This window comes from Bradyrhizobium neotropicale (assembly GCF_001641695.1).
In the GTDB taxonomy this organism is placed as follows: Bacteria; Pseudomonadota; Alphaproteobacteria; order Rhizobiales; family Xanthobacteraceae; genus Bradyrhizobium; species Bradyrhizobium neotropicale.
Map to the genome: position 1 here is coordinate 1 of NZ_LSEF01000078.1, position 26,475 is coordinate 26,475.

Here is a 26,475-nt window from a genome sequence, read left to right on the forward strand (position 1 = left end):
GAGCTATGCGGGAAAGTGGGTGATGACGGCCTGAGATAGGCGGCGTATCGAGGCGGGTGTCGAGCCTGCCAGAACCTCTCAAGGAGAGCGATACGCCATGAACGAGCCTAGCAACATTGTCGCGCTGCGTCAGCCCGACGAGATCGATGATCCACTGACCAATATCCTGCGCGCCGGTGCGCGGCAGCTTCTGGCGCAGGCGGTCGAGGCCGAAGTCGAGACCTTTCTTGCCACAGTGAAGGATTTGAAGCTTGCCGACGGACGCGCCCGTGTCGTGCGGCATGGTTACGGCCCGGCGCGAACGATTGCGACCGGCATCGGCCCGGTCGAGGTGGCGCGGGCGAAGATTCGGGATCGCGGAGCGGCCGGCGATGGCGAGCGGATCCGGTTCAGCTCGGCGATCCTGCCGCTGTGGGCACGGCGGACTCGAAGCCTGGATGCGCTGTTGCCGGTGCTCTACCTGCGCGGCCTTTCGACCGGCGATTTCCAGGAGGCGCTGACGGCCTTGCTGGGCAAGGACGCGCCGAACCTATCGCCCGCGGTGGTGTCCCGGCTGACGGCCGAGTGGCAAGGCGAGTACGAGCGCTGGCAGAGGCGCGATCTGTCGGCGCGCCGATATGCGTACGTGTGGGCCGATGGCGTCTTCCTGCAGGCCCGCATGGAAGACCACGGCGAGTGCATGCTAGTGCTGATCGGCGCGACGCCGGAAGGCAAGAAGGAATTGATCGGCTTCCAGGTCGGGGTGCGGGAGAGCGCGCAGAGCTGGCGTGAGCTCCTGATCGACGTCAAACAGCGCGGATTGCAGATCGCGCCCGAAATTGCCGTCGGCGACGGCGCGCTCGGCTTCTGGAAGGCGCTCGAGGAGGTCTTTCCAGGCACGCGGCACCAGCGCTGCTGGGTGCATAAGACCGTGAATGTCCTCGACAAGGTCCCGCTCTCGGTGCAGGCCACCATGAAGAAGGACCTGCGCGAGGTCTACTGGGCGCCGAACCGGGCGTCCGCCGAAGCAGCGATCGACGTCTTTGCCGAGAAATACCGTGCCAAGTACGGTCGGGCGGTCGAATGTCTGGTCAAGGATCGCAGCGTCCTGCTGGCCTTCTACGACTTTCCTGCCGAGCATTGGGATCACCTGCGCACCAGCAATCCCATCGAGAGCGTGTTCGCCACCGTGCGGCACCGGACGGTGCGCACCAAGGGTTCGTTGTCGCCGACCACCGCCAGGCTGATGGTGTTCAAGCTGGTCATGGCTGCATCAAAAACCTGGCGACGGCTCAAGGGCACAAATCAGTTGCCGAAGCTCATCGCAGGTGTCAGATTCAACGACGGCATCGAGGTTATCCAAGTGCCGGCAAACCACGCCGCCTGATCGCCTCGTCACCCAAAATTCCGCATAGCTCCAGCTCAAGCGATCGATATGCTCGTTACCCGCCTCACCACCGTATCATCAAGGGCTTCCGCCCGGCACTTCAGCTGCTCGCTGGCCTGAGCTAACTTAGCAGCCAAATAGCAATGAAGATGATGAGCGACCAAGTGGCAATGCAAAATGCCGAGGCCGCACGCCACATGTTGACTCTTACTCGATTGCGCCAATTGATCAGCTTCAACGCACAACCATTGAAGCACCGACCGCGGACCACATCGACCAGGTGCCCGTAGCTATGAAACTCGAACTGCGAGCGGTTCTTTCGAATGTAATCGATCCGCTCACGAGGTGAGAAACACCAAATCCATATCTCGTGAGCGCGCTCCTGCAACGCTGCCGTCAACCAACGAGACTCTTCAATGAGGGGATCTGCTCCCGTCGTCATGCTGTGTACTTCATTCATGCTGTGTGAGCTGGCCGCGTCAGACAAGCGAACATTCGCTGTCGACGCATGCGCAGTTTGGCCGCAGTTTGGCCGCAATTTGGCCTATTGTGCGACGACGCTACACCCTGACGTTACGTGAGATTCAAGCTGTTTTGCGCCTACCAGATCCGGTGGGTCACGGCTTCTCGCGCTTGCTCGCATCGACAATAGGTTGGGTCTCTTGGCGGTGTCCCACCCTAAAGTTCGGGGTAGTGCGTTGGCACGTTTGAAGCGTCAGCCTCACCATACAGCCATGAATTCCGGTCGCTGATCAACTCGTGACGAGACTTCTGCTTCTATCTCTCTCAATACGCGACGGCATGGACCGACGTGCATCGGAGAGAAACCTCAAGACGCACTTTTTCGGAATCTCGCCGTGCCGTGGGGACCGTTCATTTGCAGAGCTTGGCCGATTCATGAATGATGCGTTTTGTTTTTCGAAGACTGCGCGGGGGCCGTGATACGACGCGGGTTCAATGAACTTAAGAGTAATTGCTGGAATCCATGTCCCAATCTGATCCGAATATCGATTCTTCTGCGCGCCGGGCCAGCCGCTCATACTCGTCCGCGATCCTAAGTAACCTGCGCCTTGATTTGGGGCAGGTCAGTGAGGCTGCTTTCGACCGCGTCGCTTCGGCGCGACTTCGCCAATGTTGCGGACCATAGAATGGTTGCTTGGATGCCATGAAGATACGCATGCAAGCGGAAGGCCAAGAGACTGCCAGGCAGCTTCTTACGAACTCCGCTCAATCACAGGCGCCGTTTTGGACGCATCAGATAGTCACGCCTGCCGAACCGGAGGCGATCGCGAAGTCGCGTTCTGAAGGCGATGGCACACATCCCAACTCGATACCGCCGGGCACTCACAGCGCTCACAGCTTTTCAGTCATTCGGAGCACTGAGGACAGAATGATAGGCAGAAGGTAATTCCAAAAGAATGCCATGCAGAAGAAGGAAATCTCTCTTGGCGTTCGATTTCGCAGAGCTCACCCAGAACGCGAGGACGCCAATCGTTCGAAATCGCGACAGATGCGAAGCTGCAGACGATTTCTCTGCCGAGTAGAGCTGCTTCAATTCTAAATAAAACTGCCGCAGTGCCACGCCACGTGAGACTCGCCTCACTTGATAGCGACGCAGTCATCAGCGCTTCAATAAGCGCCTATAAACCCTCGACGCATCGATGCCTGTCAATGAGCTGAGGGCCACCAGGACACCTCGCTTTTATTGACATTTGGGCGCTCGAATTCCGACATCTCGGCCAGGCGAGGTGTGGTGGTTGACGACAGTGTCTCGCTGGAGTTGCTAGAATGGATGACATTGTGCCTGAACGAAACCGGACATCCGAGCCTCTCCTGAGCGCGGCATTTGAGAAGTCATGGCGCTTCGTGGAGAAAGATCCGTTCCTGACCCACAATGCGAGGGACGTGTTGCGCGCGCGGTTGCGCGCCCATCTTGAGCGCTCATCGCGGAGTGGCGAACAAAATCCTTTTCAACTGGCAAACAGCGCCATCTGGAATCTACGCAATGAGTTGGGACGGCGGCCCGGCAGCTGACGCCACGCCGCACGCAACGACTTCTCCCCTCTTTTCGGATCTGCCGCTATAGGCGCATCGAGATGAAACAAACATCTTGCTGTCGTCTTGAGGGGCCCCTGGATCACATTTCGTGCACTCGGGACAGCCTTCGCCCTCGTCCACCGAGTTCCGCATTGGGAGCGTCGACCGATTTCGAGTGACGGCGGGCGATTAGAAGGCCTTCCAGCCTGGAAAGCGCCACGCAAAACTGTTTACCGACCCTACATCTCGGCGCGCGCTTTTGCCGCTCAACACGCTACCCCAGCGCGAGGTGTCCCGAAATGGCCAAGCTTGTTTGGTCGCCTGCTCAGAACCTCTTAATCTCTATGCCAAACTTCCGCAGCGCATAGCCAATTTGACGCGGCGTCAATCCAAGCAGACGGGCCGCCTTTGCCTGCACCCAGCCCGATTTTTCCATCGCGGCGATGAGGGTATCACGATCTGCCATGTTCGCGCTCCTTAGAAGCGAGGTATTACCCGGCATCAAGGCCACCGGTTCATTCTCGCCCGTCTGGGCTGGGCCAGGAAGTAACGGACCCGCCTCAACCGGCGCGATGACCGGCTTTGCCGGAGGCTCTCCGCACCGTACCGATCGCGGAGCCATTCCGTTGGATCCGCCCTTCCATAGCAGCGCGGAAAGGCACTGGCCGTGACGGCAGGCAAAATCGTCCTTGAGAATGGACGGTCCGGGCGCCAACGTCGCGGTACGCTGCACGCAATTTTCGAGTTCGCGAACGTTGCCGGGAAAGCCACAGCTCATCAGCACTTCCATGGCACTTGGATCAAAGGTCAGCGTACGCCCATTCTCGTGATTGAAGTTCTTTAGAAACTCCGCGGCAAGCAAGGGAATGTCGCTGCGCCTCTCACGCAAGGGAGGCAATAGCAGGGGAACCACGCTGATGCGATAGTACAGGTCGGCGCGAAACTCGTTCTTTTCCACGGCCAATTCGAGGTCACGGTTGGTCGCAGCAATCACGCGGACATTGACCTTGACGGTCTGCGCGCTACCCACCCGCTCGAACTCCTGCTCCTGCAGGACGCGCAACAGCTTTGCCTGAAAGGCGGCCGAGATTTCCCCGATCTCGTCAAGGAACAGCGTCCCCTTGTCAGCAAGCTCAAAACGCCCTTTGCGTGAATTGAGAGCACCGGTAAAGGCTCCCCTTTCATGACCGAATAGTTCGGATTCCAACACGGTCTCGGCGAGCGCTGCGCAGTTCATCTTGATGAACGGGCGTTTCGAACGCGGCGATAGCTCATGGATAGCCTTGGCGACGAGCTCCTTTCCGGTTCCGGACTCGCCGCGCAACAGCACGGTTGCGTTGGATTTTGCTACCACCGCGATCTTATCGAGAAGCCCACGTAACGGCGGGCTGATGCCAATGATGCCGTCGATATGCACCTTCCTACGCTCCCGCCTCTGGTTCTTGAATTCGGAGAGTTCCTTCTGAAGACGATAGCTTTCTGACATGAGACGTTTGCGGTCCCGGCCGACGAGGCGATGCAACTTCACTGACTGTCCAACCAATTTGGCAATCATACAGAGCAAGCGGACGTCGGGCTCGAGTGGGACCATTGGCTCGTCGTTCGTCACACGCTCGATCGACAGCGTTCCCACCACCTTTTCATCATTGACAATAGGGACGCCGATGAACGACACCCGCGTGTAATCGGAAGCGCCGAGCACGTCCAAATCTGCCGCACTGAACGCCGGATGCGTGGCAATGTTCTCGGCCACAAAGTCAGCGCCAGTGGAAACGATCTGCTCGATGGCTTTTTGCGGAAGGCGCATGCGGTAGCGCTCATCGCTCCCCTCGCTCCATCCCGGACCGACCGCAATCTCGGGCTCGTCATCATCTGCGAGCAAAGAAATCACACCATGTCTCATCTGCAGGAAGGATTGCAGAAGGTCGACCACATTCGCCAGCGTAACCTCAAGCCGAGACGCACTGGCGAGTATTTGCGTTATTTCGACGAGGCCCCTCAGTGCGGTTTCGTTCAACGCGACCACGATGGAGCGGCCGGTCTCGGCTTCATGTCGCTCGCATTCGGAAGTGGCCTGCGTCTCGACGGCGCCTTCTTCGCACTGATCATTCTGCCAGGCACCTCGTTCAAACTTCGGAGTATCGCCTTCCATCTGACAGTCCATCTCGCACCAACGCTTCGCAGAGATATCACACCTGCCTGATGCGGCGCTAAACACGTAAGCGTGCCATTCTCTACATTCCGTACGATCCAGTTCAAGTCTTGGTGCTTTGCGACCCAATGTCGCGTCCGCAAGTTTCTTGTCGGACTCCAAACATCGGCGGATTTCATACATCACGCGCGTCTGGTTTCGCACAGAGGGCCCATGCGAATTACACGTCACTTCTAGCGATGAAGAATCTGACGTGATGATCACCACACGTGAGATTTACGCATCGCAGTGAGGGAATGCACCGACACACAGAAGGTGGGGCTCGCCTTTCCCAAGGACCCTCCCCGCAAGTACAGCAAAGCCCACCGGCCGTCGTCCGGGAACAGCCCTGCCTTGTCTGCAAGCAGACCCCATGCGAGGCCCATCATCTCAAGTTTGCCAAACCCAGGGCTCTCGGTCGCAAGGTCAGCGACGAGTTTACCGTGCATCGGCGCGGCAACGAGAGGGCGTGGTGGGCCGACATGCAGATAGCGCCGCTGCCCGTCGCGAAAGACTTGTGGGCGGCAAGCCCAATCCACCGCTCGGCCAGCTGGCCCGCAACAGAAAGAACTGCTGGTTCGATCGCTGGCGGGAAAACGTCACCCCCATGAACGGGACCATTCCACTCACACCTCGCTTGTCATCCCTCACAAGATGGGCTCAGTAAGTTGAAACAGCTAACCAGATCCGGTGTCAGCCATCTCTCGGCAAATACGCTTTATATGTGCGCCTGATGCCCTCATCGAGCGACGTGCGCGCGCGCCAGCCGAACCTAGCGAGATGGCTGACATCGAGCAGTTTGCGCGGCGTGCCGTCAGGCCGCGAGCCGTCGAAGGTGATCTCGCCCTGATAGCCGACGATGTCGGCGACCACGCGAGCGAATTCGGCGATCGTGATGTCTTCGCCGGTGCCTATGTTGACGAGCTCGGGACTCGAGTAAGTCTTCATGAGGTGCACGCAGGCATCGGCCATGTCGTCGACATAGAGGAATTCGCGGCGCGGCGTGCCGGTGCCCCAGACCACGACGCTTTTTGCATCCGTAACCTTGGCCTCGTGAAAGCGCCGGATCAGCGCGGCGACGACGTGGCTCAATTCGGGGTGATAATTGTCGCCGGGGCCGTAGAGATTGGTCGGCATCACGCTGATGAAGTCGCATCCGTACTGGCTGCGATAGGCCTCCGCCATCTTGATGCCGGCGATCTTGGCGATGGCATAAGGCTCGTTGGTCGGCTCCAGCGGGCCGGTCAGCATCGAGTCTTCGCGGAGCGGCTGGGCCGCCAGCTTCGGATAGATGCAGGAGGAGCCGAGGAACATCAGCTTCTCGGCGCCGTTTTGATGCGCGGCATGGATCACGTTCGCCGCGATCGCGATGTTGTCGTAGATGAACTCGGCGCGCAGCGTGTTGTTGGCGACGATGCCGCCGACCTTGGCCGCGGCGAGGAACACGACCTGCGGCCGCACGCGTCCGAACCAGTCGAACACGGCGGCCTGGTTGCAGAGGTCGACCTCGCGCCGATCCACTGTAATGAGCTTGACATCCTCGCGCGCGAGCCGGCGCACCAGCGCAGCGCCGACCATGCCGCGATGACCGGCGACGTAGACGCTTTTGCCCGTCAGCTCAAACGCTGCGCTGGCCATTTGCGATGTCTCGTTTGGCTTCCGCCAGGTCCCCCGCCACCATCTCCTCGACGAGCTGCGCGAAGGTGCGCTTCGGCGTCCAGCCGAGCACCTCGCGCGCCTTGCTGGCATCGCCGACCAGCAGATCGACCTCGGTGGGCCGGAAATAGGTCGGATCGATCTTCACCACGGTCTTGCCGCTCTTGGCATCGACGCCGGTCTCCTCGACGCCCTTGCCGCGCCATTCGATGCGGCGGCCGACCTGCGCGAAGGCGAGCTCGACCATCTCGCGCACCGAACGCATCTCGCCGGTGGCGAGCACGAAATCGCCGGGCTTGTCGGCCTGCAGGATCCTGTGCATGCCCTCGACATAGTCTTTGGCATGGCCCCAGTCGCGCTTGGCCTCGAGATTGCCGAGATAGAGCGTCTGTTCCAGACCGACCTCGATACGGGCGACGCCGCGGGTGATCTTGCGGGTCACGAAGGTCTCGCCGCGGATCGGGCTCTCGTGGTTGAACAGGATGCCGTTACTGGCGAACATGCCGTAGGCTTCGCGGTAGTTCACCGTGATCCAGTAGCCGTAGAGCTTGGCGACGCCGTAGGGCGAGCGCGGATAGAACGGCGTCGTCTCCTTCTGCGGGATCTCCTGGACGAGGCCATAGAGCTCGGAGGTCGAGGCCTGGTAGAACCGCGTCTCCTTCTCCATGCCGAGGATGCGGATCGCTTCCAGGAGGCGCAGCACGCCGATGGCGTCGGCATTGGCGGTGTATTCCGGGCTCTCGAAGCTGACCGCGACGTGGCTTTGGGCGGCGAGGTTGTAGATCTCGGTCGGCCGGATCTGCTGCACCAGGCGGATCAGATTGGTCGAGTCCGTCATGTCGCCGTAATGCATCAGGAACGGCACGTTGCCGACATGCGGGTCCTGGTAGAGATGATCGACACGCGCGGTGTTGAAGGAGGACGAGCGCCGCTTGATCCCGTGCACGACATAGCCGAGCGACAGCAGATATTCGGCGAGATAGGCCCCGTCCTGTCCGGTGACTCCGGTGATTAAAGCGATACGCTCACGCATTGCCCAAGCCGATCTTTCTCTCCGCTTTGTCCTAAGATGAACGCTAACAATGCACCAGAGCCCGACGCAAATGTTCGAACTGGTCGATAGCCAGATGAGGTCTCGGCCTTTTGCTTGCTTAGGCGGGCTTCACGCGGCTTGGGATAAGCCAGGGTGTCTGCGCGCGAATTCAAAGGCCCGAAATCGGGAAGCCGTCGAGGACCCGTCAAAACTTGACATTGCTTGCTCGGCAAGGCGATCGCGTCGTCTCATTTACTTTAAAGACGGCTCGCGAGCGCATTTGGTGAGCGCTCGCGCATCTGCCAGGCGTACCAGCGTGGCAAGCACGCCTGTCGCTGGACGGGAGCAGAACGATGCGTCCTAAAGGCTCGTATTCCTGAGCAATACATCCCCCTCAACTTCCCGGGGATATTGGATCACAACCTCGAACGAGGGTAACAGTCGGAGAATGGCCTGTAGCGAGAGCTGCCCCTCATAGAGTTCCTTGTCGCTGTATTCCGTGTAGAGAAACCGAGTCTTGTCCAAGATTTCTTTGCCGCCATCGATGACGTCCGCTTCGGCCCCTTGTACATCCATCCAAATGAGATCGATTTTCTTCAGACCCGCTTCGTCGCACCAATCGTCCAGCCTCCGAGTCTCAACCGGAATGGGGCGATCAAATCGAACCCAATCATACTCGACAAGATGCTTCTTCGGTCGACGTATCGAGCCGGATAGATCCCACTCTTTGGCCTCGCCCTCTCCATTGCTTGGATGGAAGTCGATGGTTCCATTTCGATCGCTGATAGCGACCTCAAACAGCGCGACCTTGTCGAGGTGCGGCTCCATCTTCGTTTTGAACCGCGCTGCCGCTCGCGGATCCGGCTCAAAGCAATGGAGCTTGGCCTCCGGACACAGCTCGAGAAAGCATCGACTATCTGTTCCGTCATTGCAGCCGATGTCCAGAATGACAGGATCTGGCTTTTGAAGAAGCGAGATGATGTGCTCATGTACTGTTACCAAGACAAGTTCTCCTTCATGCGTTCGAAACGTCCATTGCAGTCCGCTGGATAGACCTTGGTCTGGCTCCGAGAAGCCGCGGTATTTCGTTGACAATTCAATGCGCCGGTTGAAAAACGCCTCACGACCGCTGATCGACCTTCGAAGCCGCGAGCGCCTGTTCCAAGTCGCGAACCACCGAATTGACCAGCTTCAGATTCTCCTCAACGTTGGATTTGCCGGTATGCTCTGGCCCATCCGCCCCGGAAGGATCAAGAGCCGGTGACGAGCTCTCTTCAGCTTGCTTCGGAGCTGCGCCCGCCACAGATTGAGCCGAAATGTCGAATGATGTTCCTCTCGTGCCGCCGAGCATATTCCAGCCGGTTCGAAATAGCCGACGATAGCGTTCGGTTACTGCCCGTCCCCTATCCAAAACGCCGGCTTTGCGCGCATACTGCAGTTCTTCCTCATACCCGAGATCCAGCAGGAGTTCGGGCCCAACGAGATCAGTTACCGCTTGCATCTCCTCTACGCTCAGTGCCGTTTGCCAAGCCTGGATCGAGCGAGAACCGACTGCTGTTCTCTCCAATATGTTTCGGTCTCCGAAGCTGCCGGATTGCAGGTAGTCCGTTTTCTCGGTCGCCCCCGATTCAATAGCTGCTGGATCGCAGCCAAGCGAAGCGATCAAGCGCTGGATTTCCTCGTCGGGCCCCGCCGCCAGACGTTCGTAGTGAACTACCTGCGTCTGAGGGTGGCCGCGCTGCTCGGCAAGGGCGGGAAGGCCAAGAACGAGATCTGCGAGGGAGGATGCGATAGCCGGCGTCGGCTGGCCGCGCACAAGATCGGCGAGACAGGCTCCAATGGCGGACGGGCAGCTCGCCGAGTGGAGGGGAATTCCCCATGTCGATTTGAGCGATGCGGCAATCGCATATGGATTGCGGATCAGCAGGATCCGTGGCGCTTCTGGATAGAGGGCCTCGAGGAAGCCGAGCACCATCCAATAGCGCGGCGTCTTGTCGATGAAGATGCGTTTGCTCGCCGCCGCCAAATACTGACCGTAAGCTTCATCGGCGAAGGCGCGATGGACACTTGACTGGTCTGTTCGACCGAAAAACTCGGAAGTCGCGGCCCGAATCAGGGACGAGCCCGCCGGGTGGCGGTGGTCCACCGTACCCATCGCCTCAAGGGCTAACAGTAGCCAAGGCTCTGGCGGGGCCAATATGTCAGGATGCTGCTGCAGCAAATGCGCGAGCAGCGTCGTTCCCGAGCGGGGAAGACCGAGAAGAAAGCAAACCTCGGGGAACGCCTTGGGATTACGCATCATCATTCCTTACCTTGTTGTCCGGAGCCGACCGCGAGACACTCTTGGATCTGCAGCGACACTGGAATAGGCCGAATAGGCCCCCAAGCGTGAGTGACAGCTTCGTTAAATAGATTGTCGAACGACATGATGTTCGACGGAGGCACCAGAGCACTCGTTCAACTGTTCTTCTTTCAGGATCAAACGAGCCGGATTATTCAAATCAAACTCGATAACGCGTGGCACGAACAGGCTCGCATACCGCGTGAAGGCGCTGGTCGGCGGAAAGCGGATCAGGGTCTCGCAACGACCAAGGAGATACATCTCGACGAGAGCGGAACAGCCGCCTTCAAAACCGAGCATGGCACTATGCAATGGTCCGGCCTGATGCGCCTGGAAGCGCTTTGGCACAGTGAAGAGATTCGGACACACATCTGAAATCCGATCGAGGACCCACGTACTATCAGTACACAAGAACACCTTCACAGGTCTTGGATCCGGCCGTGCCTTTGCCATGTCGACGGCATCGCGTATCTGCCGCAATGCACACTCCGGATCGGCCCAATAGGGCGCATGCCCCATAATATCTTCACCGTTACCGTGCCGAACATGAACTCCGATAACGTTATAGCCTCTAAAGTGCTCCTCGTAGATTGCCTCAACCCGTTCCCGAATCTCTAGTGTCGGCCTAAGCTGCCGAAAGATCTGTCGTTCTGCATCCTGATCGCATCGCCACATCAGACAGGCATCGCACACCACGGTGCCAGCGTCGCAATCCGCTTGGGACTCGAAAAGCTTACCAAGCTCGTCTCGCTCTTTAAAAATTTGTTCATCCGGGCGGTAGGCGCAGTCGATGTGCGGCCTATTCCACCAGGACGGAAAGAAGGGACCCGGAAATGCGACCCGATTGATCCGATCATCGCAAATGACCGGTACGCCGGCGATGTCTTCAACCGGCTCAAAAAAAACCGGAAAAGCGTTCGTGAAGGGCTGATCGAGATAGCAGGAGCCGCGCCAGTCAATGACGAGCATCCTTCTGGTCCGTTGCGCGTAACTCCAGGCCGCCGCCAGCGACCACAGGCAATCACCGAAGCCGGTGCGCCGTCTCGAAATCACAAACCGATTTTGCATCGGCTCACCACCAAGCTCGCGCCGTCGATCGTTGGTTGGGGACATGACTCAAGCCATATTCATTGCGTGCCGGTCATCCCGAGATCGCTGCTTGGTCGCGGCCGTGGATGCGAGCCGCGTTGAGGGACGCAACTGAATGCGTCGCTGCTCCCAAAGTCCGCGCAGCTCCGTAACCAGAGCTTCACGCCTGGCCATATCCGACGTCACTACATCCAGGAGATGTCCGAGCACACCCTCCCCTTCAACGCGCATCAGGAGATCGAACAAGTCATCCGAAATCCGCAACCCATCTCCGGCGGAAGCGTTCGTACGTATCTGAGAGACCGTCTCCTGACGATCGGGCGCTGTAAAGGAGCGGACACGATGGAGTGATGCGTAAGGCGGCAGCGAAACCGCCAGCGCTGACCAATCTTCAAGCGTTGCGGTCCGCTTCTTTATGAGAAATGGACCTACCACTAGACCGTCCAGCTCAGTTGTCAGGAACGTGGCGACTGCATCTGCAATCGTATCCACGATAGGCTCGGCATTGTTGTTGAAGGAGGTATTGAGCAGAACGGGAATTCCAGTTCGCTTCTTGAACTCATTGATGAGCGCCCAATAAGTTGGATTCGAGTTGCACGATACCGTTTGTAACCGCGCCGTTCCATCGACATGGGTAATGGCGCCCAGCAGGTCCCGCTTGGACTGACGCACGCGAACGACAAAATTCATGAACGGGAATTCACGCGCGCCATTTGGCAGCTCGAAATAGTCTGGCGCATCCTCCTCCAGCACCGATGGCGCGAACGGTCGATAGCCCTCGCGCTTCTTGACCATCGCATTGATGCGGTCCTTGTTCGCTGCAGGCCGGGGGTCGGCAAGAATGCTCCGATTGCCAAGTGCACGTGGCCCGAACTCCGATCGGCCCTGCACCCACCCGATCACGGCGCCGCTCGCCATCCAGTCCGCCGCCCGGCCCGCCACGTCGTCGCAGCGCTCGACTTCGAGATGCCCGGCCCATGCTTTTAGTTCCTGCTCCAACTCGTGCTCAGACGCGAGATCGGGTCCCCAGTACACCTCTTTCAGCCGTTCACGCGGCGCGGGGCGACCCACTTCGTCAGACATCATCAGCGCCGCGCCCAATGCGCACCCCGCATCGTGCGCCGCCGGCTGCACGAAGATATCCTCGAACAGCCCGGAGTACAGAAGCTTACCATTCATCGTGCAGTTGTGAGCGACCCCTCCAGCCAGACAAAGCCGCTTCAGGCCCGTCGCTTCCCGATGATGCCGGAGTAGGTGGAACACAATCCGCTCCAGCGCCTCTTGCAGTGAAGCGCTCACATCTCGATGCTGCTGGGTGAACGGCATTCCCTTTTTGCGGGGCTGGATATTGCGGAGCAAGGTGGGACCGATGCCTTCCAGGCAAACCCGGTAGCCCCCGTTCGGGTGCAATTCATAGAACTGCTCAAAGAGCTTGCGATAGACAGCAGGATCCCCGTAGGGCGCAAGGCCCATGACCTTGTACTCATCGAACAAGCCATAACCGAGATACCGGATCGTCTCGAGATAGAAGAGTCCCAAGGAATTCTGCTCGGGGAAGGCCTCGAGTTGCCTCACTTCTGTTCCAGACCCGACCGCCAAGATGCCGGACAGGAAATCCCCTCCGCCGTCGATCGAGAGAACGAGACTCTCCTCGAAGCCTGACATCGCAAATGCGCTTACGGCGTGGGCCTGATGATGACCAACGAACGAGAGCCGCGAGGCATCAACTTCGGTGCCGAATTCCTGCGCCAACAACGTCCTTAGCAATAGTTTGGCATCAAGCGGAATATTGGCCTTCGGTTGCGAGGCAAACATGCTTTCGAGCATGGCGTTGCAGTAGGTCTCTGTCGCATAGAACGCGATACGATCGAGATCGCCAAGCTGCACGCCCGCGGTCGCAAGGCAGTATCGAATCGCGCGTCCTGGGAATTTGTTGGAGTGCTTAATTCGATTAAGCCGCTCTTCTTCGACGGCCGCCAGCACACGGCCGTCCTGGACCAGAACGGCAGCGCCGTCATGCATGAACGTATTTTGCGGTCCGACCGTGTTTTCGTATACTTTGTCCAGTCCACCACTCAATCCGAGACACAGCATGTCACTCTCCAAAATAACTGGGACGCCTACCGGCCGTAGACCGTCCTATTTCACCACCGCCTACCGTCGTTTGCCGCTACGAACCTCAACCAGGCGTTACGGCCCCTGAAAGAATTCTCCATAACGCCCGCCAGCGACGTACCCGCTCTGCCGAAAGTTCTGGCTCGCTTGGTTCAGGGGCTCCGGGCAACTTCGCTCTGCTTGGTCGAGCAGCAGCCGAAGCTTTGGTCGTAAGCACCATGTCTTGGTCTTGGTTGCGGCGGGGCTTGCGAAGACAGCTACCGTCAGATCGCTCTGAAATTCCATGCTTGGTCTTGCGAGACGAAACGAGATCCTTCTCGGGGGTGTCGATCACACTCATACCGGTGCTCAGCGCTGCTCCCAGCTGCTCATTCGCCAGGACTTTGGTCGTCTGCTCTGCCCTGCTCACGGCAAGCGTACTCGCCTTCATCCCGTTGCTACCCGATTCACGACGCTGCATCTTCGGTCTCCTATTTCGGCGCAACTGGCGTCAGCTCATCAGGCGTCGACGGAGAAGTACCGCCGACAACAAGAACGGCAACACTGCATAGAGACACAGCGCCCCGATATGGAAAGCTGCGCTGCCCCCTTCGTGACCGAGCATCATTGGCCGGATGAGATCGACCGACTGGGTCAGAGGCAGCAAACCAGCCACGTCCTGCAAGGCGGCAGGCAGCTGCGTCACCGGAAAGACCGCACCGCAAAGGAACACCATCGGGGTGACGATAAGCGTCTGATAGAATACGAAATAGTCGTGACTTGGCGCGAGCGACACGGCCACCATCGCCAGGCTAGCGAAGACAAATCCGCTAAGAGCAATCGCTGGCAGCCCGTAGAGAAGAAACGACCACGCTGCATAGCCCAACGTTGCGGCTACAATCGCAATGGCTGTTCCGGCCAGGACCGCCTTGCTGGCCGCCCACGCCAATTCGCCGAGCAGGATGTCGCCGAGCGTGAGCTGCGTACACAGCATCCCCTGCCAGGTCCGTTGAACGTTCATGCGCCCGGAAGCAGCGTAAATCGTCTCGAAGGTCGCCGACGTCATCGCGCTCGTCGCGACCATGCCAGCGGCCAGGAAGGCGATGTATGACGTGCCCTCAACACGCCCTACGATGGCTCCGAGGCCAAAGCCGAGACCAAACAAATTGGTCATGGGATCTGCGAGATTTCCGAGAAGCGAGGCGACCGCGACTTTCCTCCACGCAAGGTAGTTGCGTCGCCATACCGCGATCCAGTTGTAGGCGTTGGCAGGCATGGCCGTCGCATAACCCTCAAGCATCCTCCATCTCCCGCCCAGTCAGCCGCAGAAAGACATCCTCGAGATTCGGCGGGCGCTGCAGCAGTCGAAGACCCGGCCGCCCGTGGAGCTTCGCACTCACCTGGTCTGGATGCGGCGCATAACAAAATAGCGTCTCACCGCTTATTTCGACGCGCCGCGCATGCGGCCTGATCAGCGCACATAGCTCCTGCGGATCGCCGCCATAGATTTCGACGACATCGCAGCCGATTTCTCGCTCGATCAATATGTGGGGCTCGCCTTCGGCGATCTTTCGTCCGTACTCAAGCACGCACAAGCGATCGCACAGCCGCTCCGCCTCTTCCATGAAGTGCGTCGCCAAGAGGATCGTCTTGCCACGCGCCAGGAGAACTCGAAGACGCTCCCAAATCAAATGGCGCGCGTGCGGATCAAGACCCGTGGTCGGCTCGTCCATGACCAGCAAGTCGGGGTCGTTGATCAGAGCCCGCGCCAAGGTCAAGCGACGCTTCATGCCTCCGGATAGCTCACGGACGCGCGCATCTGCCTTGCCTTCGAGGCGCGCGAAGTCGAGCAGTTCTGGCGCGACCGCTTTGATCTTGCGTTCACTCATTCCGAAATAGCGCCCGAATACCAGCAGGTTTTCGCGAACGGTGAACTCCGGCTCGAGATTGTCGAATTGCGGGACGACGCCTATTCGCATCCGCGCCAGGCGAGCGCGAGCCGGCACGGGCTCGCCGAGCACGGTGATCTTGCCCGCGTCAGGCCGCACCATGCCGAGAATCATACGCGCAATGGTGCTTTTTCCTGCGCCGTTCGGTCCCAGCAGCCCGAAGCACTCCCCCGGCCTCACCGCGAACGACAGGCGATTGATGGCCGCCTTCTGGCCATACGACTTCTTTACGTCGGAAAGTTCGAGCGCTACGCTGGACATGGAGTCAGCTCGCCTGCTATTGCCCCTTCGACGGAGGCCAGCTTTTTCGTCCACAATAGCCCGTCGCACCATACGTGCTCAACGCGCCCCCATCGGCAGGCCGCTTCGGCGTCCGGGAAGAACCCACGTCCATGCTCGTTGGCGCTGGTATTGCAGAGGAGCGGAACGCCAGTGATCTTTTCATATTCAACGAGCAACTCTGCGACCTTATGCGAAGAGGTTCGAGGAATCGTTTGCAACCGGGCGGACCCATCGAGATGTACAACGGCGGGAATCTTGTCGCGCCAGCCCTCTCGCGTCTGATGATCGAACAGCATGTAAGGATCTGGCGTCCCTGGATCGAACATTTTCGGCGCGCAATCCTCAAGACATATCGGCGCCACTGGCCGGAAATGTTCGCGAAATTTGATATCGTTGAGATAGTCTTTCATTTCCGCCGATGTCGGCGCTGCTAGGATGCTTCTGCCACCCAACGCGCGTGGCCCCAGCTCGGCTCGTCCAGCGAGGAACACGACGGGCTTGTTGCTCGCGAGGATCGCGGCAAGTTCGTGCATGCTGCACGGCGCCGCCTCCCATTCGGACGATACGGCGCCATCACGCAGGGCTGGACCGCTATAGACCGACCATTCCAGAGGCATGAAGCCTTTGTCCGACACCATGGCGGCGCACGCTGCACCAATTGCCGAGCCGCTGTCATTCGGAAACGGAGGCACCCAGACGGCATCGAATAAGCCCGTTGCACGCAGGGCGCTGTTCCACTTGATATTGAGACCGCAGCCACCGGCTATACACAAATTGCGCGATCCCGGGCCCGAGTGCCGCAGCAAGGCAATCGCTATTTGTTCGACAAGGAGACGCTCGAGAAAGCAATGAAATGATGCGAGTACATCTTCGGCTCGCTTGTCTACAAGCCTGAGCGCGCTGGCCTCGAAGAACTCATGCATGGCGGCCAACGCGGACTCCGCGTTATGGATGTCCGCACGATAACGGCGAGCACGCTCCGTCTCGGCGGCAAAGTGTTCCTCGTAGAGTTGCCGAAATACCTCCACAATGTCTTCATCAGCAGAGCCGAGCGCGATGAAGGCCATTATCTTGCCCGCTGTGCCCAGATCCCAATTGGTCCGGCTGGTCTGCTTATACGGACCGAAGTGATGGCCTGCAGCGGCATAGGCATGGCCTATCATCGGAAACAGCGTCTCGACGAACCGAGCCCTGTGCGGCTCTACATAATACAGACGTGGAAAGATGCAGCCGTCCCATACAAGGCAAAATGAGGGTTCTCCGGCTTTGGCGAAAGGGCTGGTGCAATACGCGGATGCCACATGGCCTGTGACATGCGGATAGCTTGTGTACGGGAAGTTTCTGCCGTCAAGCATGAGCTTGAGGCCCTTATGCGCCGTGAGGAGGCCTTCGGGATCCCGCTCCACATACGGCGCCCCTCGAAGCGTGATAGGTGTCGTCCCGCTGAGTAGCTGGAACTGTGATTCGAACTCTCCGTCCCAGCCGTCGATGACGAAATGATCAACGTCTTGTGGATCGAGACCGTGCTCTGCCAAGACAGCGACGACTGTGTCGAGATTGTCGATCGCTTGATAACGCGGATTGTTGCTTCGCTTCTCCTGCTCGACGCAAAAGACCAAGCGTCCATCTTCGATCAGGGCAATCGCCCCGTCATGCGTCAACTTGATACCGCAGATGCGCATAGTTCCCCCGTTCCAAGGTCGTCAGTTGGGTTGAATTGAATTGCGAAAGCAGGCGAGCAAGCAATCCTCGTTGACCGACTCACCCTGGCAGTGCACCCTGCCGACTTCGATCAGAGTTTCCTTCAAGATCGCGATAACGGTCTCCGCACCAGCAGCGTGACCCCAGCGCCGGCAGTTGGCATCGCGCGCCGATCCGAAAACCAGAAGTCCTTCCGGCGCGAGCATTCCCACCAGGTTGCGTATTGCCGTGCGCATCTCCACTGTGTCAGCCAGATAGTAGAGAACTTCCGCCACGACGATCAGATCGAACGATTCTGCCGCCGAGAAACGTTGGATATCCGAGACGACCCATACCATATGAGACCATTGCCTCGTCCGCTCCTTCGCCCGACTAATTGCTCGCGGCACAACATCGACGACGGTGAGTCGCTGGCAGTGGGGAGCGAGCATTTCGGTAAACGCACCGGCCGCACATCCGACTTCGAGGGCGTTCTTGATCGCACCTCGGGTCAGCGACAGCCGAAGCATTTCGGCGTGACGCTTCCGCTCGAACGGATTGCCATCGAGACGCCACGGATCCTCGGCAGTCAGTTCCCGGTCTAACGATCGATAGGTCATGTCCATGCTCACGAGCCGTTCTCCTCGGGTCGCTTGAAATGATCACTCGCCACTGCAAGGGCTGTCAGATGCCATCAAGGCCGAGCCTCGGGGATCGAGGTTGCGGCTTGCACAAGCGTCATCACACGGGCGCTCGAGGGCGTTTTTCCGGCTTACCATCTGGGTTCGCGCAATGACTTTGTCTTCATCCGGATCTGGCGCATTGGCGCCCTTGCGTGACAGCCAATCACTGTTACTCAATGTACACAGCGCATACGCCTTCACTGGAAGGAGTAGAAAGATGTTGATGGGCGTGTGGAGCGCGAAGGCAAGAAAGCGAAGCTGACGAGCGCGAATTGCTGCCACGCTACAGCGAACCATGGTCATCGACGCAATCGTAAATCCTGTCCACCACGGCGCCGTGGCTGTGAGCAGCAGTTGGGTAATCGCCAAGAGTGACGAGAGGGCAAGCAGCAGTGGGCCTAGATTCTGCCCCACAACATCGAGCGTAAGATAGCGATCGAGAACGGGAAGCAGGCGCAGTCCAAGCAACGTGTCGCGGAATGTACTCCGTGCCCAGCGGAGTTGTTGCCGCAGGTACGGGGCCAAGCTATCCGGCACAACCGTTTCCGCGACCGCGTCTGGAACGTACTCCGTCCTAAACCCGGCTTTCAGCATCAGGATCGTGAGATGACGGTCCTCGCCGAAGTCGCTTGGCTTTCCACGAAAGAACTGTGTCTCATACTGATCGAGCAGTAGATCCAGCGCCGAACGGCGGTACATCGCACAGGGGCCGCAGCAGCACATAACGGCGCCGAACCGAGCCTGCGCGGCGCGTTCTTCGTTACATGCCAGCCAGTACTCCATATCAATCAACTGGGTCAGCCAGCTCTCCGTCCGGTTGCTGGCCGTCAACTGCCCCATGGCCGCGCCGATCGCTGGGTCTTGCATCTTGCCTGCAAGCTTTGTGACCACGTCGTTCGCCAGCTTCGTGTCAGAGTCGACGTTGAGCACGAAATCTGCGGATGAACGGCGGATCGCCGCGATCTGCGCCTTGCGCTTGCCAACGTTCTTCTGCAGCAGAATGAACTCGAATCTCGGGTCGCGCGCGAAGGCTTGATGGATGGGCGCAACATCGCCGCGGTTTGTAGAACCATCGTCAATCACGTAGACCCGCAATTCTCCCGCGTAGTCCTGGCTTGCGATGGACTGTAGGCACGCCGATAACGTCTGCGGATCCTCGTTAAAGCAGGGAATGATGACATCGACACTCGGCGGAATGTAGGAACTGGACGCATCATGAGGCGCGGACGATGGATCCGGGGACACAGCGTAAAGCGCCTGTACACTCTTATAGACCGTGGAGAGCAGCGCGTAAGAAGACACAGCGACGATGCTGGTCGTGGCAAGAAGGTCCATGTGATACTCGGCGTTTCAGTGAACTTGCGGGAGCGAACGGATTGAAAACCCTCGGTTGTGCAATGCCGGGATAAGCTGGGACACAGCCTTGAGGGTTTGGTCTCGACAGGCATGAATGCCGCGCTCCCGCTCGTCGGGAGGACATCCATCATGTAGCAGCACAATTGCGCCCGGCCGAACCGCAGTGAGCACCGCCTCGACAATCGATTCAGCGCCAGGACGCGACCAGTCTTTTGGATCTACCGACCAGTGCATGGCGGCCAGTCCAGCATTAGCCGACGCGGCAAGCGCTTCATCGGTCCAAATCCCATAGGGCGCGCGCACGTGCCGCAGTGAGGCGAGCGGACAAGCCGTCTTGATGGCTGCGCTCGCCGTCAGGATTTCATCTTGTACTTCGACGGGATCGCATCTGGAGAACTCCCGATGGGTCATGGTGTGGTTTCCGACACCATGCCCTTCGGTGATCATTCGCCGGATCAGTTTCGGATGATCCACTGCGTACGCGCCGATGACGAAGAACGTCGCTGGAACTCGATGATCTGCCAGGACGTCCAGAATATCCGGCGTGCAAAATGGATCTGGGCCGTCGTCAAACGTGAGGTAAACGTTGCGATCGGCATTGCCGCTCGCGTACTCGCTACGCACTTCCGAAAAGCGATAGAAATGTGTCATAGCTCTGGCCCATTGCGAGCAATTGTCGTACCCGCGGGCCAATCGCCCATCGACTGTGCAATCGGCAAGACTACGACCAGTACGTCCTCATCCCGCGTCGCGGGCACGTTGAGATAGATATCCGGTTGGGTGGACCGCACGCGCATGCCCGTGAAAACCGTCGCGAAACCGTGCCGGCCGATCCTTTCGACGTGCTTCTGCATTGCAGGCCGAACCCCACCGAATCCGAAAGGTACGCCAAGCTCCTGCAGGGTCGGATACATGAAGTGGATCGCGCCGTGATAGGTGACTCCCCGCCCTTCAAGATCTCGCCGCACCGCGTACAATCCGATTTCGGCGACCAGTACGTCGACGGTCCCAACCTTGATGAAGCGGCGCAGTACGCCGGCATGGCCCGCTATACCCTGAGAGTCGTACGCGATGACGCGCAGCTCGGGCCTTGCACCGGCCCAGCTCCGGCCGCCCTCGAACGGCTTTGCATTGAACTCACCATTGGCTCCGTACGCCTTTCGGAAAAACTCGGACAGTTCGATGTGGTCTGCGAGCTCGAGCTCGCTTTCCCAGCATAGCCTCCAGCGCATTTCAGAGCGCATGGACATCTCTCCTCTTCCTCGTCCTACCGGGACACAACACGCGTTTCGATCGATATTGCCGTCTATCTACGTCCGATCGTCTCTTCGCGATCGCGGATGCTGGCCCATCGTGCAATTGGTCCCTCGCGCCTCCGGCTTCGCGAACGAACCTGTCTCAACGATCCCCACTTGCTGGCGGCCGCCATAACCGTTGGCGCCGGGAAGCTCGATCGAAGCCAAATTGCAGTGAGCGTCGTCACCGCCGCGCGTCCGATCATCTCCAGCTTTCGTAATCGCATCGGCCCCAGCCGACGCTCCGCGTGGCCTCACCTGGCCCCGCTTCGAGCAAGCTCTCGCACGTTCGGACCGTCGTCCCCCCGCACAGCGAGCTACACTGCTTGCGATGGCGACATGGAGCTTTTCAAACGGCGGCTTGCTTCGCGAGGACGCATCGCGGCACTTAGGACTGCATCGGTGGAGCGCGCCGCCAGCCACACTGAACGCGACCCTCGCAGTCACGGAGACCCCTGCGCCCGTCACCAGCTGATCTGCGCGCCGGAACGTCTGACAGGAGAGCCCAAGCGTTCGCTGAGCCGAAATGGCCCTGCCGAATGCAGCGACCCAACCCTCGCGTTCGTCACCTGAACGTCGTCGACCACACTGGCCACAGTTGGAGTGGCGGAGATGCCTCCAAATGCGATTACGGGCTTGCGCCAACCTCGCCACGGCGGCCGGCGTCACCGCAGGCGAAAGTTCATAACCAATCTTTATGAACTGCTGTGCCAAGTGCGCTTCTCCAAAACCTACAAACTCTCAAAATCACGTACGATTTCCCTACGTCACGTCGCGGGGATTGGTACAATCGATTGTTTGGATTAAATGCATCTGGCCTATGGATAGGTGACGGACATGGGTTTTAGAGGCCTTGATCTCAATCTCCTCGTCGCGCTCGATGCTTTGATGACCGAGCGCAACCTCACGGCAGCGGCGCGCAGCATAAATTTGAGCCAACCGGCGATGAGCGCAGCCGTTGCGCGGTTGCGTTCCTACTTTCGCGACGAGCTCTTTACGATGAGAGGACGTGAGCTCGTCCCTACGCTTCGCGCAGAGGCGCTCGCCGCTCCGGCCCGCGAAGCCCTGCTTCACATCCAGCTCTCCATCGCTTCCCGGGAGGCCTTCGACCCGGCGCAATCCGACCGCTGCTTCAAGATCGGCGTCTCCGACTACGCGACGCTCGTGTTTCTTCGGAGCGTCATAGAGCGCGTTGCGCGAGACGCTCCAGCCGTCAGCTTCGAACTTATGGGTCTCACGGACTATCCGGATCAGGCTCTTCAGCGTGGCGAGATCGATTTTCTCATCCTGCCCGAGCTTTACATGACAGGCGGCCATCCAAAGGCGAGGCTTTACGAAGAGACGTTCGTCTGCGTTGGTTGTCGCGCGAACAAGCAGCTATCGCGGCAGTTGACGTTCGAGAGGTACATGTCAATGGGGCACGTTGCGGTCCAATTTGGTCGCACGCGAATCCCCTCCATAGAGGAATGGTTTCTGCTCGATCACGGCCTCAAGAGGCGGCTCGAAGTCATCGTCCAAGGCTTCAGCATGGTCCCACCCTTACTCTTGGATACTGACAGAATTGCCACGATGCCCCTGACATTGGCCAAGCATTTCGCGAAAACGATGCCCCTTCGGCTCATCAAACTTCCACTGCCGCTGTCCGGCTTCACCGAAGCCGTCCAATGGCCGGCGCTTCACAATACCGATCCAGCAAGCATCTGGATGCGACAGTTGTTGCTCGAGCAGGCAGCTCGCATGTCTCCTCAACGCGAGAACAGCCGAGCTCGCAGGCGCAACTGATCTGCCTGGTGCGCCTCTCGTCCGCTCCTCCCAAGCCTTGCGGTGCTCATCCACTCGCGCGCAGGACATACTGCGCGGTCGCGATCGCTGGCACGACGCGCTCCACGTCGCTGCCAACATCCGCGTCACTTGTTGTCGTCGTCAGTGCGGTTACGCGGCCGGCTCTGGGGACAATTGTCGGGCCGCGTCATTGCATCTAGTCGCTCAGGCAGTTCGTCCACGCTGACATTTGCTTCGGAATTCATTGCGATATCGCGCAACCGATCCCGAAGAACCGTTGCGCGCGTCACTTGACGCTCTGCTCGCTCCAACTGCTCGTTGAGCAGGGCAGGAAGTGAGGTCTTTCCCTCCACCGCCTGTCGAATCTCCTGAAGAGAGAATCCAAGCTCGCGAAGCGCCAGAATGTGACACACCCTTCTGACGCTTTCCCGGTCGTACATCCGGTGACCACCGTCTGTCCGCTGCGAGGCAGCGAGCAGCCCCGTTTCCTCATAGTGACGCAGCGTACGAACGGTTACGCCCGTCGCCTCTGCAAGTTCACCGATGCGTCTCCATCGACGCCTGAGTGTTGTTGGTCTGGTCATGTGTACCGAGCTACAACCTGACGCCGCGTAAGGTTCAAGCGATTTTGATGATGTAGTGATCTTGTGACGACCTTTTCGTAGCGCAAGGCCTACCTGATCTCGTCATCGAGTTGACCTGCGCGCGCCGGGCGCACACCGAAAGATGCACCCAACGGCCCGCCGCGTGAGATTTTATCGGCTGACGTTGCCGGGCGTGTGGACGGCGTTCAACTAGGCAGCGATGGCTGCCATCAATTTTCTCAGGACGTCCACTTCAGCCTGCCCCGCGCGCCGCAGAATGAGCTTGGCGATTTCTGCTCGATTGGCAGGGGTTCGCATGCTTTGCGGCAGCGCGCTGATTGCGTCATCAAAAATCTTGCCCAATGCAGAAAGATCTTCTGGATCATAAACACCACTGATTACCCGCAGCACTTGCGCCACCCTCCTGTCACACTTCGCGAAGGGTTCGGCACCTTGCAAGCGGTTTTGTCCGTGTTAGGGCAAAAAAGAGACTGACCAACGGCGTACAGGTCATCATACAGAATCCTTCGGTGCTGGAATCGACGCGGCGCAACACGACGACGCGTGACGTCTGCGATCGGCGAAAGCACCTGCTCCATCTTTCTCAACATACCGAGTTGGCAACGTCTCCGCCGAGGAAGTGGGCGACTGATCGGCCTCAAAACTCACTCCTCGCTACTGAGAGCGCCAGTGTGCACGCCTTTGTCCTCGGAACGTCCGCCTCATTCCGCCGGTCAGACTCACCTTCATTAGCAGCGCGTATATGGCTTACATGGAGGGCGACAACACCTTTCGACAAAGGCGCTCATTTTCAGGACTCCCAGCTGCGAGTGCTCGGTTTGATCATGCGCGCCGTACCCGAAATGATGCGGGGGTGCCGCTATCTCTCCGACGGCGTTCGAACTTTCCGACATGTAACGCTGTCACCCCCAAAACACCTCTTCGCGCTTGCGCCGGACGAAGCGCATCCGGGCCGAGTGGCTGTCAGAAATCAATTGATGAGCTCTTCTTCTCGTCGCTCGACTGCTCCGCCGGTCCCGGCGTCGTATGCTGCCTGCAGCGCCTGATGCAGGTCCGAGATCAAGTCGCCCACCCGTTCCAAACCCGCATGAATGCGAATCAGCGGCCCCGGGAGCACGAGCGACGGACGGTTCCGTTCGCTTCGGTGGATCAACCAGCAGAGCGAGGCTGTCATATCCGCCCCAAGACAGGCCGATGCCAAAGAGGCGTAAGCTATCGAACAAGACCGAGAGCTGGCGCCGGGATATCGGCTTGAGAACGATTCCGAAGAGCCCGCTGGCGCCGGAAAAGTCTCTCTTCCAAAGCCCATGACCGGGATCGTTTGGAAGAGCCGGGTGCAAGACTTTATTGACAGCCGGATGCACTTGGAGGCTCTGTGCGAGCTTCAGTCCATTCTCCCAATGCCGCTCCATGCGGACAGCTAGACTACGCAGGGCACGCAACGCGAGATAAATATCGTCTGGCGCAGCAAGCTCGCCGAATTGATGCGCACTCGATTCGATCAACGGCCATGCGGCTTCGTTCGCGGTCGCAACCCCTAAGAAGGCGTCGGAATGACCCACGATGTATTTCGTTGCAGCATGGATGGAAATGTCAACGCCGTGCTCAAACGGCCTGAAATACAGAGGGGTTGCCCAGGTATTATCCATGATCACAAGCGCATTTGCCCGATGGGAAATTGCGGCAAGTGCGGGCACGTCCGGAACCTCGAAAGTGAAGGACGAGGGTGACTCCAGATAGACGGCCCTGGTCTTCGCGTTCATCTTGGCCGACAGATCCGATGGCTCAGTCGGAGAGAAATATTGGACTTCGATCTGCAGTTTGGTGAGGACCTCATCGGCAAACGACCGGACGGGCGTATAGACGCCATCGCTGATCAGTACACGGTCGCCAGCCTTTAAACAGCCAAGCAGCGCGTGGGTGCACGCAGACTGCCCCGATGGGAAGAGAATTGAGCGATAGCCGCCCTCCAACTTGCAGATGGCGGCTTCAAGCGCCCGCGACAACGGCGAGCCGAAGCGCCCGTAGCTCGGATAATCTTTGTTTTGCTTCTCCCAATCTTCCAGGGTCTCGGCCAGAATGGTTGACCCTCGGTAGACCGGCACGTTCACCATGCCAGCATGTTCAGCCGGCGTACGGCCGAGATGGCAAAGCAGGGTCTCAATGGCAGGCATATCTCTGTCATCCCTCAGACGCTTCATGGCAGCCCGCTCTCCGTCCCTTGTGCTCTGACAAACGGCCTGCTCACCGCATCTGAGCACTCCGACCGAATCGCTTCTGCAAAAATGGCGCCACTCCCGATGCGGCTCTTCAATGACGCTTTAGCGCAGAGTGATCTCTGAAAGCGGCTGAGGTCCGTCTGGAGGTGTTCAAATATTAGCGCGCAGCAACAGATCCGCCCTCAACGTTGGCGCTTCACCAAAACGCGCACTCAAGCTAACAGTGATGGTCTACTGCCCATCCTTCAGCTTGAGAACTCGATTCTCCACACAGGGCCGTTGGCAGGCACGATTTTCCCTCTCGGTCCTTTTGAGACTACATTGTTGTCGTTTGTCGCAATCACTTCGCATTGTGCCGAGTACGACATCGCCCGGACGACACGGAAAGAGCTTGATCCGAACGTCGCGTCAGGTTGTACACTGCTTGAATTGAGGGGCGCCGAGCCCCAGAAATGCGTGCTAAGATGACGACGAATAGCGCCTATGTCTGTCCAGTGGCTGCCCGCTGCATGTTCGATAAGTTCTCGAAACTTCCGATCCGGCAACAGCTTTTCAACCTGCTGACGTGGGCGAGCCGCTGCTGCGTGGGTGAGCACAAGCGGCAGAGGCTTGAAGGACATTCTTTCGCATCGCGGTCGCCAGCCAATGTCGAATTTCCCCCTGACAATCTTGTTTCGACGGCTTGCACGTGCCTCTTCGGCTCGACGGCGGCAATTCGCTAGCGTATCGCGAGCCGCGGCTTCAACGTCTTGCGGCCGAAACGACGCGCACATCGGATCAAACCGCTGTCGCAGTACCGGCGGGAAGAGAGCGAACT

General features: G+C 58.9%; 21 protein-coding genes. 3 read left to right on the forward strand and 18 right to left on the reverse strand.

Annotated elements, in window-relative coordinates:
• The first annotated feature begins 97 nt into the window (after window positions 1–97).
• Entirely contained in the window at window positions 98–1,366 is a 1,269-nt protein-coding gene (locus tag AXW67_RS24900; protein WP_063679989.1) for an IS256 family transposase, read from the forward strand.
• Between the two features lie 121 nt (window positions 1,367–1,487).
• Here the strand turns inward: AXW67_RS24900 and AXW67_RS24905 are convergent, their stop codons facing one another.
• Window positions 1,488–1,808, reverse strand: coding sequence for a hypothetical protein (locus AXW67_RS24905; RefSeq protein ID WP_136623778.1), 321 nt, complete (start codon window positions 1,806–1,808; stop codon window positions 1,488–1,490).
• A 1,346-nt stretch (window positions 1,809–3,154) separates the two neighbouring features.
• Between AXW67_RS24905 and AXW67_RS40830 the strand changes: the two genes are divergently transcribed.
• Window positions 3,155–3,400, forward strand: coding sequence for a hypothetical protein (locus tag AXW67_RS40830; protein WP_082908038.1), 246 nt, complete (start codon window positions 3,155–3,157; stop codon window positions 3,398–3,400).
• Window positions 3,401–3,728: 328 nt separating this feature from the next.
• Here AXW67_RS40830 and nifA read toward each other — a convergent pair whose 3' ends face one another.
• The 14 genes from nifA to AXW67_RS24980 form a co-directional block, all read right to left on the reverse strand.
• Window positions 3,729–5,555 carry a nif-specific transcriptional activator NifA gene (nifA, locus tag AXW67_RS24910; protein WP_082905717.1) on the reverse strand — a complete coding sequence of 609 codons (1,827 nt, stop codon included), beginning with the start codon at window positions 5,553–5,555 and terminating at the stop codon, window positions 3,729–3,731.
• Between the two features lie 732 nt (window positions 5,556–6,287).
• Window positions 6,288–7,232 (reverse strand): GDP-L-fucose synthase, encoded by a 945-nt coding sequence (gene fcl / locus AXW67_RS24920; RefSeq protein WP_063679995.1) that lies wholly within the window; start codon window positions 7,230–7,232, stop codon window positions 6,288–6,290.
• A complete protein-coding gene (gene gmd, locus AXW67_RS24925; RefSeq protein WP_063679996.1) occupies window positions 7,213–8,283 on the reverse strand; it encodes a GDP-mannose 4,6-dehydratase in 1,071 nt (356 codons plus the stop codon). Before gmd ends, fcl begins: the two co-directional genes overlap by 20 nt.
• A 360-nt stretch (window positions 8,284–8,643) precedes the next feature.
• Window positions 8,644–9,285: an FkbM family methyltransferase gene (locus tag AXW67_RS24930; RefSeq protein WP_082905714.1), complete on the reverse strand. Its 642-nt coding sequence runs from the start codon at window positions 9,283–9,285 to the stop codon at window positions 8,644–8,646.
• A gap of 118 nt (window positions 9,286–9,403) precedes the next feature.
• Window positions 9,404–10,588 carry a nodulation protein NoeE gene (gene noeE / locus AXW67_RS24935; protein WP_063679997.1) on the reverse strand — a complete coding sequence of 395 codons (1,185 nt, stop codon included), beginning with the start codon at window positions 10,586–10,588 and terminating at the stop codon, window positions 9,404–9,406.
• Between the two features lie 99 nt (window positions 10,589–10,687).
• Window positions 10,688–11,692 (reverse strand): nodulation protein NodZ, encoded by a 1,005-nt coding sequence (locus AXW67_RS24940; protein WP_063679998.1) that lies wholly within the window; start codon window positions 11,690–11,692, stop codon window positions 10,688–10,690.
• Window positions 11,693–11,740: 48 nt separating this feature from the next.
• Window positions 11,741–13,807 carry a carbamoyltransferase family protein gene (locus tag AXW67_RS24945; protein WP_063679999.1) on the reverse strand — a complete coding sequence of 689 codons (2,067 nt, stop codon included), beginning with the start codon at window positions 13,805–13,807 and terminating at the stop codon, window positions 11,741–11,743.
• Between the two features lie 511 nt (window positions 13,808–14,318).
• Entirely contained in the window at window positions 14,319–15,107 is a 789-nt protein-coding gene (locus AXW67_RS24950) for an ABC transporter permease (RefSeq protein ID WP_063680000.1), read from the reverse strand.
• Window positions 15,100–16,089 carry a nodulation factor ABC transporter ATP-binding protein NodI gene (gene nodI, locus AXW67_RS24955; protein WP_201723711.1) on the reverse strand — a complete coding sequence of 330 codons (990 nt, stop codon included), beginning with the start codon at window positions 16,087–16,089 and terminating at the stop codon, window positions 15,100–15,102. Before nodI ends, AXW67_RS24950 begins: the two co-directional genes overlap by 8 nt.
• Window positions 16,005–17,720, reverse strand: coding sequence for a nodulation protein NodU (nodU, locus tag AXW67_RS24960; protein ID WP_063680002.1), 1,716 nt, complete (start codon window positions 17,718–17,720; stop codon window positions 16,005–16,007). Before nodU ends, nodI begins: the two co-directional genes overlap by 85 nt.
• 21 nt (window positions 17,721–17,741) lie before the next feature.
• The gene (nodS, locus tag AXW67_RS24965) at window positions 17,742–18,344 is read right to left on the reverse strand and encodes a nodulation methyltransferase NodS (protein WP_063680003.1); all 603 of its coding nucleotides are present in this window, start codon (window positions 18,342–18,344) and stop codon (window positions 17,742–17,744) included.
• A 36-nt stretch (window positions 18,345–18,380) separates the two neighbouring features.
• Entirely contained in the window at window positions 18,381–19,736 is a 1,356-nt protein-coding gene (gene nodC / locus AXW67_RS24970) for a chitooligosaccharide synthase NodC (protein ID WP_063680004.1), read from the reverse strand.
• A 15-nt stretch (window positions 19,737–19,751) separates the two neighbouring features.
• Entirely contained in the window at window positions 19,752–20,408 is a 657-nt protein-coding gene (nodB, locus tag AXW67_RS24975) for a chitooligosaccharide deacetylase NodB (protein ID WP_063680005.1), read from the reverse strand.
• Window positions 20,405–21,001, reverse strand: coding sequence for a NodA family N-acyltransferase (locus AXW67_RS24980; protein WP_063680034.1), 597 nt, complete (start codon window positions 20,999–21,001; stop codon window positions 20,405–20,407). Before AXW67_RS24980 ends, nodB begins: the two co-directional genes overlap by 4 nt.
• Before the next feature lie 888 nt (window positions 21,002–21,889).
• Between AXW67_RS24980 and AXW67_RS24985 the strand changes: the two genes are divergently transcribed.
• Window positions 21,890–22,834, forward strand: a complete 945-nt coding sequence (locus tag AXW67_RS24985; RefSeq protein WP_063680006.1) for a LysR family transcriptional regulator — start codon at window positions 21,890–21,892, stop codon at window positions 22,832–22,834.
• 125 nt (window positions 22,835–22,959) lie between these two features.
• On the opposite strand, the gene AXW67_RS40840 is transcribed toward AXW67_RS24985, so the two are convergent.
• The 3 genes from AXW67_RS40840 to metC form a co-directional block, all read right to left on the reverse strand.
• Window positions 22,960–23,418, reverse strand: coding sequence for a MerR family transcriptional regulator (locus AXW67_RS40840; protein ID WP_082905716.1), 459 nt, complete (start codon window positions 23,416–23,418; stop codon window positions 22,960–22,962).
• A 210-nt stretch (window positions 23,419–23,628) separates the two neighbouring features.
• Complete coding sequence (locus tag AXW67_RS24990; protein WP_245284093.1) at window positions 23,629–23,829, reverse strand: hypothetical protein; 201 nt, start codon at window positions 23,827–23,829, stop codon at window positions 23,629–23,631.
• Between the two features lie 512 nt (window positions 23,830–24,341).
• On the reverse strand, window positions 24,342–25,640 hold the full coding sequence (gene metC, locus AXW67_RS24995; RefSeq protein WP_245315715.1) for a cystathionine beta-lyase: 1,299 nt from the start codon (window positions 25,638–25,640) through the stop codon (window positions 24,342–24,344).
• Window positions 25,641–26,475 lie beyond the last annotated feature (835 nt).

What these genes read in the sequence shown, in the direction of transcription:
- AXW67_RS24900 (WP_063679989.1), top strand. Translation starts at nt 98, where the DNA reads ATGAACGAGCCTAGCAACATTGTCGCGCTGCGTCAGCCCGACGAGATC.
- AXW67_RS24905 (WP_136623778.1), bottom strand. Translation starts at nt 1,808, where the DNA reads ATGACGACGGGAGCAGATCCCCTCATTGAAGAGTCTCGTTGGTTGACG.
- AXW67_RS40830 (WP_082908038.1), top strand. Translation starts at nt 3,155, where the DNA reads ATGGATGACATTGTGCCTGAACGAAACCGGACATCCGAGCCTCTCCTG.
- nifA (WP_082905717.1), bottom strand. Translation starts at nt 5,555, where the DNA reads ATGGAAGGCGATACTCCGAAGTTTGAACGAGGTGCCTGGCAGAATGAT.
- fcl (WP_063679995.1), bottom strand. Translation starts at nt 7,232, where the DNA reads ATGGCCAGCGCAGCGTTTGAGCTGACGGGCAAAAGCGTCTACGTCGCC.
- gmd (WP_063679996.1), bottom strand. Translation starts at nt 8,283, where the DNA reads ATGCGTGAGCGTATCGCTTTAATCACCGGAGTCACCGGACAGGACGGG.
- noeE (WP_063679997.1), bottom strand. Translation starts at nt 10,588, where the DNA reads ATGATGATGCGTAATCCCAAGGCGTTCCCCGAGGTTTGCTTTCTTCTC.
- AXW67_RS24940 (WP_063679998.1), bottom strand. Translation starts at nt 11,692, where the DNA reads ATGCAAAATCGGTTTGTGATTTCGAGACGGCGCACCGGCTTCGGTGAT.
- AXW67_RS24945 (WP_063679999.1), bottom strand. Translation starts at nt 13,807, where the DNA reads ATGCTGTGTCTCGGATTGAGTGGTGGACTGGACAAAGTATACGAAAAC.
- AXW67_RS24950 (WP_063680000.1), bottom strand. Translation starts at nt 15,107, where the DNA reads ATGCTTGAGGGTTATGCGACGGCCATGCCTGCCAACGCCTACAACTGG.
- nodI (WP_201723711.1), bottom strand. Translation starts at nt 16,089, where the DNA reads ATGGTGCGACGGGCTATTGTGGACGAAAAAGCTGGCCTCCGTCGAAGG.
- nodU (WP_063680002.1), bottom strand. Translation starts at nt 17,720, where the DNA reads ATGCGCATCTGCGGTATCAAGTTGACGCATGACGGGGCGATTGCCCTG.
- nodS (WP_063680003.1), bottom strand. Translation starts at nt 18,344, where the DNA reads ATGGACATGACCTATCGATCGTTAGACCGGGAACTGACTGCCGAGGAT.
- nodC (WP_063680004.1), bottom strand. Translation starts at nt 19,736, where the DNA reads ATGGACCTTCTTGCCACGACCAGCATCGTCGCTGTGTCTTCTTACGCG.
- nodB (WP_063680005.1), bottom strand. Translation starts at nt 20,408, where the DNA reads ATGACACATTTCTATCGCTTTTCGGAAGTGCGTAGCGAGTACGCGAGC.
- AXW67_RS24980 (WP_063680034.1), bottom strand. Translation starts at nt 21,001, where the DNA reads ATGCGCTCTGAAATGCGCTGGAGGCTATGCTGGGAAAGCGAGCTCGAG.
- AXW67_RS24985 (WP_063680006.1), top strand. Translation starts at nt 21,890, where the DNA reads ATGGGTTTTAGAGGCCTTGATCTCAATCTCCTCGTCGCGCTCGATGCT.
- AXW67_RS40840 (WP_082905716.1), bottom strand. Translation starts at nt 23,418, where the DNA reads ATGACCAGACCAACAACACTCAGGCGTCGATGGAGACGCATCGGTGAA.
- metC (WP_245315715.1), bottom strand. Translation starts at nt 25,640, where the DNA reads ATGAAGCGTCTGAGGGATGACAGAGATATGCCTGCCATTGAGACCCTG.